The organism is Pseudomonas sp. 3MA1 (assembly GCF_029237275.1).
Taxonomy (GTDB): Bacteria; Pseudomonadota; Gammaproteobacteria; order Pseudomonadales; family Pseudomonadaceae; genus Aquipseudomonas; species Aquipseudomonas fluorescens_AP.
In genome coordinates, this window is record NZ_JAACFX010000005.1 from 134,076 (window position 1) to 146,236 (window position 12,161).

Sequence of the window (12,161 nt, forward strand, 5' to 3'; positions counted from 1 at the left end):
CTACACGCCTGCGGAACGGCGGGTATAGTTACCCTCCCAGCCTGCGCCAATGATGTTTAGAGGCACCGGGGCTGCACTGTAGAGAATGACCCGCTGCATCCTGGCGTTTCCTGTCACCGGAAACTTGAATTGACCTGTGCCGAGTACAAGCGAGCCGAGCGCGATTTCTGTGCCCAACCGTCCCCCCGCCATCTGGTAAATGTACTCAGAAGACCCGTTATTGACGTTGACCTGGAAGAAACCAGAAGACTCGTAGTTGACCCAGGCACGCCGGAGCTGTAACCGCCCAATGTCCTCTGTTGCGCTTGTGCCATCGTCAGCAGTTTGCTTGATGAGGAACTTACTGAACTCGTACTGAAAGGCGTACTCCTGGCCGACGATGAAGGTCTGGCCCCTGCGGTCTCCAACAAGGATTAGCCGAGGGTCAACACTCCAGGCCCCCTTAGGTTCGTGGCGCTCCAATACTCCTTTCTGGTCCAGGGTATAGAACGCGGTTGTCAGGTGCGGAAAGCCCCCATAGAGGTCCTGAAGGTTCAGATAGGACTCGTTAAGGTCCTCGTTGTACTCAACGACCTTTGCGACCTTCTTCATGTCCATGTAGCCCCGGTAAGGCTCCTGTACGAAGTCCACGGTGTTACTCGTGAACTCGACGCGCTCCAGGGTCACCCCTAAGGCCCTCTCAAGGATTAGGTACATGTAGGACCCGATAGACGCAGAAGCCAGGACCCGAACGTCCTCCCCGAAGGTCCAGAAGGACCAAGCCTGTTGAACCAGCTCTTCGCGCAGATACAGGAACTTGTACAGAAAGACCTTGCGTTCATCCGAGTCAGACAGGACGGAAATAAAGTTCTCCGTACCTGATCCGTGGATATTGAAGACCGTGTTCGGTACGTAGCTTGGGATATGCGCCGACACGTCCTCAGCGGACTTCACTGAGCTGACATCTTGAACCGCGTAGTACCGCTTAATGGACGTGAAGGACGCTCGGGGAGACGCAAAGTAGACACCGCGCCCGATGCCCCAGGGACGGGCCCCATCGCTAACATCGAATTCCGTTGTGAGGTCCAACTGGATCGTCTTGGACGACATGATCCCTTGCGAAGTCAGTACGAACTGAGCTTGATCCGACCACAGCAGGAGCTGTTCAGAGAAGGGGACGGCGTACTTCAGAATAGAGATGCGGTTGTGGGATACCGCTACGTCAATCGGGTCGTCATCACTAAGGACGCTCACCGAGGCCGGGAAGAAGTGGAAGTATTTTGAAGTCCTCGACATGATCACGTTTTCACCGGACAAGAACCCAAGCCGGTTACGGAAAAAGAAAACGTCATTGATTGTGCTGTCTACAAAGGAACTCATGGGGTTAGTCGTATCGTCCCCTGAGGTTCTCCCGACCCATGGGAGCGGCTGCCAGTCGAATTGCCCATCAGCGGCCCGCACAAGGCCGTGAGGCATGGTCTCCGCTTTGAAGCCCTCAATGATCCCAGGCTTAACTGTCTCCTTCCAAACCTGCCCCTTGGCATCGTAGCGGACCCAGTAGTTGTCACCCGAGCGAGTGGCCTCCCCGGTGATCTCCACAAGGTAACCATCCTTGCACTGTAGAGGCAGCTTGTTGAAGGTCTGGACCTGATAGATGAACGCGGAGAGAAGCTGATTAGCGTACCCGTCCGCCGTCACGATCTTTTCAATAGCTACTGTGGGAACCTTTGGTTCGATCAGGACCCAACCGGGCCCCGCCTCTGCCTTCCAGTTCGGCTTGGCGTTGATCTGTGAGGCGATGTTGTTAGCGATTACCTGAGCGTCCGTCTGGGTTACGTCCGCCACATTGGACCCCGTAGGCATCTGAACCGTAGCGACCACCTCAGTGTTAACAGTAACCGTCAGGGTCCGTCCGTACTGACCACCCCGGACGTTAACGATTGCCCGCGAGGACAGCGCCGGGTAGCCCGCTTGGGTGACGGTTGAATTCATCTCGACCTTACGGGTGCGGTTCGCAACAAACGTATAGTCAGCGACCGTTATCAACCTGAGGTCGTCGCGGGGGTTGTTGCAGTTGGCATAGCCGTTGTAGTTGCGAACCTGATACGTCCGGCCCTGGAGGTCCACGACCTTGACTTCGGTCCCTGTGAAAACCATGTAGTACTGCTCGGCCTTATCTCGGTTCACCAAGTGGATCAAAGGCTTCGCTCCGTAAAGGCCGATGTTCCCAAGGCGCTTTATAAAGGTGGTCGGGGGACGCTTCTGGAGCCCCTCAGTCTCCGAAGACCATCCGTTCTCTTGGTACTCGCCCTGATTACTGAAGCGCAGAATGTCGGGCTGTTGTGAAATACCTCCTTTGAGGTTCTTAATGCTTTGCGAAACGAGACCCATAGAGCCCTCCCTATTAGCCTCGACCGATCTGACCGCCCACGAAGGCGTCACCGTCAAGCATGCTGAAATTGCCGTAGTCCAGTTCGTACTCCTGAACGCTGGCCCAGTGCGTGGCCTCCTCTTCTGCAAGTGACCCTTCGATTTCCCCGGCCCCGAAGAAGCTCATGTTGAACTTGCGGGCAGCCTTCGCAACGATGTAGGAGCGGAAGCACTCGGGCATCTCGTTGTAGTCGCGTAGGCGAATGAGATCGACGGTTACCGGGGCTCTGAATACGTCTGTTCGAGCTTGCCGGTCATAAAGGAACCCTCCCCGGTTCACGTACAGAGAGCCCCCAGACGTGGTTATCTTCAGGTAGTCGGATAGGTACGTGATAAGGCCCGAGAACTGATCAGGGAGAAGCATTGCGCCCTCCTCAATGTTGAACGTCCAGCCCTTTGCCTGGACCTCTCGGTTGATCTTTGCCAGGATGCGACGGCAGTTCGCCACGTCCGCGTTTGGGTCACCTTCGAGGGAGCTAACAGGGCTCTCCCCGATTGCTGCAAGCATGTCATTGACTGCCCCTAACTCCTCGTCAGATTCAAGCGTTGCTTCGATAGAGCGCGCCATTGAGTCCTCCTAAATTCGAGATAAAAAAAACCCTCAGCGCCCCGTTAAGGACCCTGAGGGTTGTGTGTTCTTGGGTGTTACGCGGTTTTCTTAACCACTGGTGCAGTGCCGAAGACCAGCGCACCGGCAGCTTCTGGACGCAGGCCACCGTGACCCATGGCATAACGACCGATGATCTGGTCTGCCTGGTATTCGGAGCGACGAGCGCGCTCAAGTGCCATGTCACGCAGCTTCACGGTGCCAACAGCCGAACGGTGGTTGAACAGACCCACAACGTTATCCAGGGCCACTTTCACGTCACCGGTTGCGGTCTCTGGGAAGGCATGCTTGCGGTTGGTGCCCGCAGCGTCATCGCCAGCACCACCAGCGGTCAGGTGTGGCACCTCGATAACCTCGAAGCCCATCACGTTGCGGATGTTGCCGGTCTCAGGATCAGTCAGCGCGGCGAAGTTCGCAGCGTTTGGCAACAGAGCGGCGAGGATGGCCGAGTAGTTTTCCGGGGTGGTGTAGAACTTGCGGTCAGCCGCTGGGACGTAGTTCTTGGTCAGCTTCGCCCGTGCAATGGTCAGTTGAGCCAGGATAGCGAGGCCGAGCTTTGCAGGGTCCGACAGGTCAGCGGCCTTACCGACATACAACACAGAGGCCGAGCCCAGACCGGAGATGTTCTCGTTAGCAGCGTCTGGCATGTTGCACAGAGTTGCCATCTCGGCCAGTACCGCACCGTCAGCGGCAATTGCCAGGGCCTCACCAAGTTGCGCCGAGTATTCCGCTCGGACGTCGTAATGGTTCATAGCGTCCTCGATGTCGTAGATCAGGACATCGGAAGCCAGCAGGCCGTCAATCTGGATAACCTTTTCGGAGTGTTTGATATCTCCGCGTTTGTCGTCCAGGCTCTCACCAGGGGCCAAGTAGTAACCGCCAGTGCGGCCCATTACCGGGAACGAAGCCGACTTGCCGTTTTGAATGGTTCGCACCATGTGCTTATCCATGGTCACAGCGCGGCGCATAAATGCGGTCAGAACTTCACCGCCAAACACTTTCAGGAACAGCGCCAACTTATCCGCTGGCGATTGGCCCTTACCTTGGTTAGCGCCGATTTGTTGACCACCTTTTGCATTAGCCATTAATTTCTCCTTCTATTAGTTCGTTTTGTTTCCTCTTTTGGAATTCGTTAAGGCACAACAGGACCGGCCTCGGAAGAAGCCAATTAGTAAGTCCTGTTGCTAATAGTGAGGGGTTTTAAATTACCAACTTGCAGCCGCTACACGGGCTTCAACTTTCGCTCGGAACACTGGATCTTCGCGATATTGAGGGGAACTCATATCCTTGATCATCTCGGCCTGCGAGGTGTAACCCTCTTGGCCCTCTGGGGTTCGGTTAGTTGGTGCTGCGGCGCGCCGATTGATAGTCCGCGCTGGAGTCTTGCCGAACTTCTTAGTCTGACTCGCCATCCCCAGGTTGATCGTGGTGCGGATAGCTTCGAGGTCCTGGCGCTCAATTGCTGCGGCAAGCATCTTGTGGGCATCAGGGCTGTTGGCCTGGAGGTGCTTACACACCCGGTTGAATTGTTCACGGCCACCGGCGTAGTCCATGATCTTGCCTACGAAAGCCTCGGCCAGGGCCTCTTGACCCTGCATGAAGCTGTTGACGAAGCCACGGGAATAACCGGCCTTTTCAAGCTGTTCATACGAATCTTCGGATAGCTTCCCGTTCTCCTCGTATTCGGATTCGATGCGGTCGGCCACAGCCTCAGGGAGGCCAGCCTTAACGGCCTGTGCACGCATCTGGTCGAAGCCTGCGGCGTATTCGTCGAGTTGCTCCGAAGCCTTGTTCAGCTCCTCTGAGGGTTCACCAAGGGGCACAAAGTCCGGTTCCGAAGGGTCGTTGCCTTCTTCCCCTTCTTGCTCCTCTTCGGACTCTTCTTGTTCTTCTTCCTGCTCTTCCTCTTGTTCCTCTTCGAGGCTTTCAGAGTTGTCTGGCTTTGCGATATCAAGGGAGTCGTCCCCGTCTCGGGCTGAAACATCCAAGCCCAGCATGTTCTGCTCATGCTCCGAAATATCGTGAGAGCTAATTACAGCGTTATTCACACCGAAGCTTGCATAAACATCAGCCGACTGAAGCACATGGTGACCGATGGCAGCCGACAGCATGTTAAGACGCATATAATTCTCCTTGTATTAATTTTAAGAATGCGAATAGAACCGCAGACATCAGCAATTAGCCGAGCCTGAAGTTATCTATTCGCAATAGTGAGGGTTTTAAACTAAGCAGCTACCGGGGCCATCTCGACCCCTGTTGCGTCCATAGCGTTCTCTAAGTTCTCAGGGGACGCTGTAGCTTGAGCGGCAAGACCTGCGCCCATACCTGCGGCGGCTTGTTGTCCGCCCTGGGCAACCATGGCTTCAGCTTGACGTTTAGCCTTATCGGCGTCCGTAAGCAGGAGCCCCGCTGTATCCATACCAATGGCATTTGCCAAACGGATCTTAAGGTTGCTCATGTTGATGTCAGGGTCTTGCATCAGCGGTGCAATTGCTTGCAGGCCATTGAAGAACTGAGTCAGCTTGTCGAGATCCTGACCACGGCCCAGGGCTTCCAAGCCGGTGCTTACAGTTGGCTCAACGGCCTCCTTGGGCATGTCTGGAATCTGAGCGGTTGCCTGAAGTTGATTCAGGAGGATGCGGACGATTGGAAGCTGAAGTTCCTGGGAGAGGATCGAATAGACGCCCCCTAAGGTGTCCTCAAGTTCGCTTGCAACGTAGCGAATCTCCTCAGCTGTCACTCGTTCGCCGGAGCGCTGGACCGCTGAGTTGAGCATGAAGACATAAGCTAAGCGGCCCTCAATGGCGTCCGCTACGGACTTAGCCACGGAGAAGTCAGCCGTCTTTTCAAGCTGCAAGAACTCAATGTCAGCTTTACGGCCTGCCACGAAGTCCCCTGTCTGCGCCTTGGTCAGGCGGCGGACCTGAGTCATCCCGTTAGGGTTAACCAGGCCGACCACCTTCGAGGCGATCATAGAGAACTTAATCATGGCTTCGTGAAGGTTCTCTAAGGACGTGAGGTCGCCTAAATACTCTTCACAGTGGGAACGCCCGTAATGCTCCCCGTCCCGCTTGGTCCACCGGACAGGAATCCAGGGGCACGCCTCGCGGGGATACTGCCCATCGGTGCCGTCCACTTCCTCACCGTCCACTTCCTGATAGCTGAGGTAGTCCCCCGACTCTTCGTCGAGGTAAATATGGGTGTAAACCTCAATCTCTTCTTCGGGCTTCGTCTCGCCTTTCGCTGAGAGACTGTTGCGGACATCCTCGGGCAAAGCCGCATAGGCGACCTTATCCAAGGTGATGATTTGCAGCACGTTGCCGAAGGCGTCCCGCTGGACCACATAGGCTGCTAACGGGTAGAGCTTCATGGGGTTATAACCCGTATCGGAAGCATCGGGAGGCGGAAGGTACAGGCAGCCGTTGCCAGCCAAGGCAAGCTGTCGGATCAACTCAAAGAGCGTCACCCGGTAGCTGTTGGATTCCATATAGCTAAGCATGATCCGCTCAACCATCCCCAGCCCCTGCTCAACGACAGCCAGTTGTTGTGGGTCTGTGACCAGTTGTTTTGCTTGCCACTCAGACACCTTCAGCTTCATCCAGCTTTGCAGCGGGAACAGAGCGAGCATCACCTTTGCTGACAGGTTGTTAAGGCCACGGGCCCCCACTGCCTGCCAAGGCGTTGTGTAGTTCGTCGAAGAGTTGTCAGAGGACTTTGGGTAGAGCGAGGGGATTGTTACTTTTGCGCAGTTCTCTGCGCGTGTCTCGTAGGGTTGTCTATCGTTTTTGAGCCTGTTGTAGGCTGACTTTGCGCTTTCCTCCCCGAGACCAGTTCGAGCCGTAGAGGCCATAAAGACCTCCTTAGATGTTCAGACCGGTCCCCGAGCTGCGGGCTACGGACAGCCCTCGTTTACCTTTCGCCTTAGCGGCTCGTTTTGCGGCTTCAGTGTCCGCGTCATCAGTGGGTTGATCGTCAGCCTTTGGAGCCTCCACAACCGCAGCGGGTGCCGGTGCTGCCTCAGGGGCTGCCACTTCTGCCGCTTTCTTTTCGTCGTCACCACCACCAAGCGGATTGCTGGCGATCTTGGACAGTTTCTTAAATGCCTTCTTAAGGCTTTTGCCTAAACCCATAACGGACCTCCTTAAGATTTGCGTGATTGGAGGGCTCGCTTAACCGCAGCGTTACCCGTTTTCTTATTGGTCGAAGCTGGGGCCTTTACGACCGCCGTAGTGGAACCGTCGCCGGAGTCCGTAGCCTCTTTCTCGACCTTCAAGCGGTCCCGGCCATCAGCCTCGCCACCATCGTCCTTGCTGACCTCTGAGCCGAACTCGACTCCTTTAGGTTCCTCAAGGGCCACAGGGGCTGGGGCTACGATGGCGTTAGGGTCCTGCTTGGGGGTCTTGACCTTGGATTTAAAACACATTGAACCTCCTTAGTCGTTGTCCTCCTCGTTGGGTGCGTTGCGCTGATTCATCATCAGTTCGCACAGCTCCGGTACAGCGCCAAGGCCGTCCACGAAGCCTAAAATGTACTGCTCCGAGTACCCTGCACGGCGAAGGTCGTCTATGGCCCCCGAGCGCTGGAGATAGGAGTAGTTACACCGCACCATGAGATAGTTTGCGGATGCGTTCGGAATGTCTGGGATGTTCTCGGGATCATTCAGAACTTCTTGGATTATCTGGAGCAAGTAGCCTCCTTAGAGATAGATCAGGGAGGACCCCTGTTCGTAATAGTGAGGGGTTTTAAGGGGTCCACAGAATCGGTCGCTGACTCTCAAAGTCCCAGTCAGAAGCGCGCAGGATTCGTGCGACCTGGGCCTGTACCAGCAACTCGTCCTCTGTCATACCTTTGGATTTCGCCAGGGAGACCATGCACTCCCAAAGAGTGGGCCGGGTGCCGCTCTGGTCTTCCGCTTCTGTTGCTGATTGGCTCGCCCAATACTCGACCTCCTTCCCCTTGCGTGGGCCGCTCTTCATCACCTTTGTTGCCGGATAGAAGAACTGCGGGTCATCAAGAAACGCTCGGGCACTTTCGGGGCCCATGCCTGGGATTCCGTTGTACCCGTCCGTGGTGTCGCCCATTAGGGTCTGGTACATGTGCCAATCGTCGGCCTCGGCCTCAGAGATGCGGTGAAACTTGCCGGTGGTCAGGTGCAGGAACATACCGGGCACCGTCTTGAAGTCCTTGTCGGTACTGACCGTGACGACACGAGTGCAGTTAGCAAGCTCGGGTTTAGTCGAGAGGATTCCGCAAACATCGTCCCCTTCCACACCGTCCCACTTAAAGGACCGCTCAGGGCCGTAATACTGCATACAGGCCTCGACAAACGCCGGGTAGCCTACTGGCTTGCGCTTCCCTTTACGGTTCGCCTTGTAGGTCTCAAGTACCTCCTTGCGCCAGTTGTTGTCACCAGAAACGATGCACAACGGAACCAGCTCGAAGGGTTTCTTGTTGCCCTTCCTCAGCTCCCGCTCTACGTCTGCAAGGATGCCCTTTACGGTCCCTGCAAGGATGCTACGGGCCTTCTTGTGGTCGCACTCAAGGGACCAAACATCATCCCCCCAGTCCACTTCATGCTCACTTGCGGACATCGCTGAGAAAATCAGAAAGTCCATGTCCAGGGCTACGCCGATACGCGCTACAGTGCTGCTCATACAGCACCCCCGAAGTCCGCCAGGAACATCTGACCGGCAGTCGTCAGAGACCAGTAGCCCATGTTCTTGCCGCTGGTGGAGATGCATGAAATATGACCCCGGCTGGCAGCCTCAGAGACCAGTGCGGCATGTCGTCTGTAAAAGTCTGACTGGAAGGTTCGGGCCTCCTTCTTGATGGCGTACAGCATCAGAATGTAATCGCCCATTACTTGCTGACCTTAACGGTCTGAATGGGGCCCATGCGGGTTACGTTGAGGTCCTTGAGGTCCTTCCGCAATTCTTCCGCAACGCCCTGCTTAAAGGACTCACGGATAAGCGCGCTGACAAGATCCTCGTCACTCATCTCAACGACTCGGGTCATGAAGGCAATACCGGCACGGGCATGTGCAGCTTTCTTAGGATCGTTGCTGTTTTCCTGAAGGTGAGCGGCTTCGATAGCGAGCGCCAGCAGGAGCCGCATCTCTTTAATTTCCGCGCTCGAATAGACCACACGGGTACTGAAGGTGTGTTGAAAGTTCAAAGTTACGGCCATAGGTTCCTCCATAGAAACAAGAAAGGCCCCGAAGGGCCCTTGTTGGGTTGTTAGTGGCACTCGCGCCAAGTCGGTCCGATCTTCCCGTCTGTATCGAGGGGACACCGGAACTCGAACGCTTCGCCTACGTTTTTGATTGCCTGTTTGGACACCCCGAGGATGATCTGAGCGATCTCTGGGGTACGTGCTGCAATTTGAAGTTCGTCGTGGACCCATGCCATGAAACAGAAGTCACCGTCCCAGCCATGGGTCAGGCCGTGTTCTTCCATCAGGATGCGCTCAACCTCCACCACCCAAGCCTTGCAGACCAGCGCACCGGCTGACTGAAGGAGTGTGTTTAGAGCGCTGTGCGGGGATCGAACGTGGATCTTTCGACCGTCAAGGCCTTTGATCCAGCGGCGCCGCCATTTGATATCGAACTTACGGAGCGCAGGGTTCCACTTCTGATCCGCAATAAGCGAGTCTTCGAGAGCAGAACGAAGGTCAGCAATAACTGGGGTGCCTTCAAGGAAGGCTTTCTTCAGCTCCTTACCGCGCTTCGCACCACCACCGACAATAGAGCCGATCTTGGCGTCACCAGCTCCATACAGGAACGCATAGATGAAAGTCTTAGCGTTCCCTCGCCATGCTTCGTGTTGCTCGTTGTGCTTATCACGAAGGGTCCCCGCAGGAATGATCCCCGCGGCCAAACCGTTAGCCCAGTGAACGTCACCATTCAGGACCGTATCGGCATAAGCCCCATCGTCGAAGCGGGCCCCAAAGTGCCCAAGACAACGAAGCTCAAGGCCGGAAGCATCAACCCCAACCTGTACGCAGTTCTCCCAGCCCGGTAGGTGCCTCGCCAAGATTGCCCCGAAGAGCGAACGACACTCAGGGCCATAAGGGGAGCTTGCGGACGGCACTTGGCCCATGTTGGGATAGCTGTGGGTTGCTCGCCCGGTCACCGCCCCGTTAGGGTTGATAGAGCCGTGCATGAACCCATCAGAACCCACGAGGCGCAACCAAGCGTTATCCCCTTCGGCAAGCATCCCGATGCGCTTCTGAATCATCAGATAGTCACGCACCAGGGCAATGCATGCCTGGGCATCTGGGTCAGCAACTCGAACCCCCTCAAGGGTTTCATCATCAACCTTCGGGGCGCCCTTTTCAGTGAACTCTGTGGGCTCCCAACCGGCGATCTTCAGGACCCTAATCAGGTGCTTGCCTGACGCTGGGTTGAAGGTGACGAACTCGACAGGGGTATAGGGAGCCCCCTCGAAGGTTTCGCGCTTGTCCTTGCGCTTCCCGTCCTTGGTGTAGATCCCTCCGACCTTGGGATATTTCACCCGAGGCATCACACGGCCATCCGACCAGAACTCAATGGGCTTCTGTGTCACTGGATGCCGGAATTGCTCAGTGCCTCCCTTGGGTTCGTACCAACTCCCGAAGGTCTTTATGAGCTTCACAAGGAGGTCGGAACGCTGGCCCGCAAGATCCGCATAGAGTCGCTCGGCTCCTTCTTGGTCGAAGGGAAAACCGTTGCGCTCCATCTGGGCCAACGTCCAGGCCACTTCATGCTCAAGGTGTACGGCCCGGATTGAGTTCATCCAGTGTTCGCCGTTAGGAGCGAGGCCACCGGGGAAGTAGTACGGGTCAGACATCAGCTTTGTGACGAGCTTGGAGGTAACCACAACGTCCTGAACGCAATAGGCCTGCATGGCTGGAGACCACTCGGCCCACTCCATGCCTTTCACATAGGTGGTTCCGTCAGCGTTGCACTGAGCTATGAAGTCGTTCTTGTATTCGCCCTTCATCTCGCCAAGGCGGTAACCCCAGGCTTCAAGAGCGTGAGAGCCGAAACGACTACCGGGGAGGCGGCCTGTTCGCAGTAAGCCCGCGTCGGTGTCTCGGATGTTTGCGTAGATCAATCGGGAGAGGACAAGGGTGTCCATGACGCGCTTACGGGGGATGTTTAAGCGCTTGCCGAAGTATTTGCGCTTCAGCTTGTCCAGGGCGGGGATGTCGTACTTGATACCGTTGTGGAAGACGATTAGACCGTCAGACTTTGCTGCTTCAGCTTCGAGTTGCTGTATGTACTCTTTGAAGCGGTCGGGTCCGTACTCGAAAACTTCACCCGTAAAATAATCTTGTGTAACACCACAGTGAAACTTGGAGACGTCCTCAAGAAGGCCGTCCGTTTCGATGTCAGAAGTCAGCATTCGTCGGCGGGCCCTCCTTTCGAGTTGTCTTGTCAGTGATTTGGATACAGCTCAACGGGAGCCACAGACCAACCTGCTTGAAGCCGTCGAAGTAACGGAAATTCACAGCGAAGCCATGGAAACCATCAAGCTTCTGAGATGCAGGTGTGAGGGGGGCAATCCACTGAACGTTATCCACGGTGTAAGGCCCGCGCCGTGCCCAACGGACCCCTTGCAGGTAGTGGCGTTTAGGGAGCGTGTTGACTACAAAACTGTCCCCAACGCAGATGTCAGGATCTACAGGGACCTCGACCTTTACAGGCTCTGGCTTTGGTAGGTGCTTCGCGATTTCAGACAGCAAGTCGTCGTAGCGACCCTTTACGGTGTCTTCGCCTGACCAGCGAGGGGGCTTAGAGGGGGCGGAATCCTCGTAGACGTATCCGAGCGACTCCAGCAGGGCCACAGCAAGCTCCCCTTTCTTGAGGTGTTTACGGATTTCGGAAGAGTTCATTAGGTTCTCCTGTTGGGTTGCCTTAAGGGTTACTGAAAGGGCCCCTTTCGGAGCCCCTTGGATAACGCTTACAGCAGTGCTTTGAGCTTCTCGGCCTGGGCCTTCAGGTCCTGGGCCTCTGCCCGCTCATTGGCGGCTTTTTGAGTAGCGGCTTTCGCGTAGGTGGTGTATTTCTCAGCGCTGTGCGCCTTCTTGCCGGACGCCTTGACGAGGGCGGTATGCAGTTTCTTCAAGGCCAGCTTGTACAGTTTCACGAGGGTCATAGGGGGTC

Annotated in this window: 13 protein-coding genes; all 13 read right to left on the reverse strand. The window is 55.9% G+C overall.

Annotated elements, in window-relative coordinates:
* Positions 1-2,370 carry a hypothetical protein gene (locus GWQ44_RS16145; RefSeq protein ID WP_275927775.1) on the reverse strand — a complete coding sequence of 790 codons (2,370 nt, stop codon included), beginning with the start codon at positions 2,368-2,370 and terminating at the stop codon, positions 1-3.
* Positions 2,371-2,383: 13 nt separating this feature from the next.
* Positions 2,384-2,977, reverse strand: coding sequence for a hypothetical protein (locus GWQ44_RS16150; protein ID WP_275927776.1), 594 nt, complete (start codon positions 2,975-2,977; stop codon positions 2,384-2,386).
* Between the two features lie 77 nt (positions 2,978-3,054).
* On the reverse strand, positions 3,055-4,101 hold the full coding sequence (locus GWQ44_RS16155; RefSeq protein ID WP_161756998.1) for a phage capsid protein: 1,047 nt from the start codon (positions 4,099-4,101) through the stop codon (positions 3,055-3,057).
* 120 nt (positions 4,102-4,221) lie between these two features.
* Positions 4,222-5,139: a hypothetical protein gene (locus GWQ44_RS16160; protein ID WP_275927777.1), complete on the reverse strand. Its 918-nt coding sequence runs from the start codon at positions 5,137-5,139 to the stop codon at positions 4,222-4,224.
* A gap of 101 nt (positions 5,140-5,240) precedes the next feature.
* Positions 5,241-6,866 (reverse strand): portal protein, encoded by a 1,626-nt coding sequence (locus tag GWQ44_RS16165; protein ID WP_275927778.1) that lies wholly within the window; start codon positions 6,864-6,866, stop codon positions 5,241-5,243.
* A 10-nt stretch (positions 6,867-6,876) separates the two neighbouring features.
* Positions 6,877-7,146 carry a hypothetical protein gene (locus GWQ44_RS16170; RefSeq protein ID WP_275927779.1) on the reverse strand — a complete coding sequence of 90 codons (270 nt, stop codon included), beginning with the start codon at positions 7,144-7,146 and terminating at the stop codon, positions 6,877-6,879.
* A 302-nt stretch (positions 7,147-7,448) separates the two neighbouring features.
* A complete protein-coding gene (locus GWQ44_RS16175) occupies positions 7,449-7,703 on the reverse strand; it encodes a phage protein (RefSeq protein ID WP_161757002.1) in 255 nt (84 codons plus the stop codon).
* Between the two features lie 55 nt (positions 7,704-7,758).
* Positions 7,759-8,670 (reverse strand): hypothetical protein, encoded by a 912-nt coding sequence (locus GWQ44_RS16180; RefSeq protein WP_275927780.1) that lies wholly within the window; start codon positions 8,668-8,670, stop codon positions 7,759-7,761.
* Entirely contained in the window at positions 8,667-8,876 is a 210-nt protein-coding gene (locus GWQ44_RS16185) for a hypothetical protein (protein WP_161757005.1), read from the reverse strand. The genes GWQ44_RS16180 and GWQ44_RS16185 overlap by 4 nt, the downstream gene beginning before the upstream one ends.
* Positions 8,876-9,202, reverse strand: a complete 327-nt coding sequence (locus GWQ44_RS16190; RefSeq protein WP_275927781.1) for a hypothetical protein — start codon at positions 9,200-9,202, stop codon at positions 8,876-8,878. Before GWQ44_RS16190 ends, GWQ44_RS16185 begins: the two co-directional genes overlap by 1 nt.
* Positions 9,203-9,252: 50 nt before the next feature.
* The gene (locus tag GWQ44_RS16195; protein WP_275927782.1) at positions 9,253-11,400 is read right to left on the reverse strand and encodes a DNA polymerase; all 2,148 of its coding nucleotides are present in this window, start codon (positions 11,398-11,400) and stop codon (positions 9,253-9,255) included.
* Complete coding sequence (locus tag GWQ44_RS16200) at positions 11,387-11,890, reverse strand: hypothetical protein (RefSeq protein ID WP_275927783.1); 504 nt, start codon at positions 11,888-11,890, stop codon at positions 11,387-11,389. Before GWQ44_RS16200 ends, GWQ44_RS16195 begins: the two co-directional genes overlap by 14 nt.
* Before the next feature lie 68 nt (positions 11,891-11,958).
* The gene (locus GWQ44_RS16205) at positions 11,959-12,153 is read right to left on the reverse strand and encodes a hypothetical protein (RefSeq protein WP_275927784.1); all 195 of its coding nucleotides are present in this window, start codon (positions 12,151-12,153) and stop codon (positions 11,959-11,961) included.
* Between the last annotated feature and the right edge of the window lie 8 nt (positions 12,154-12,161).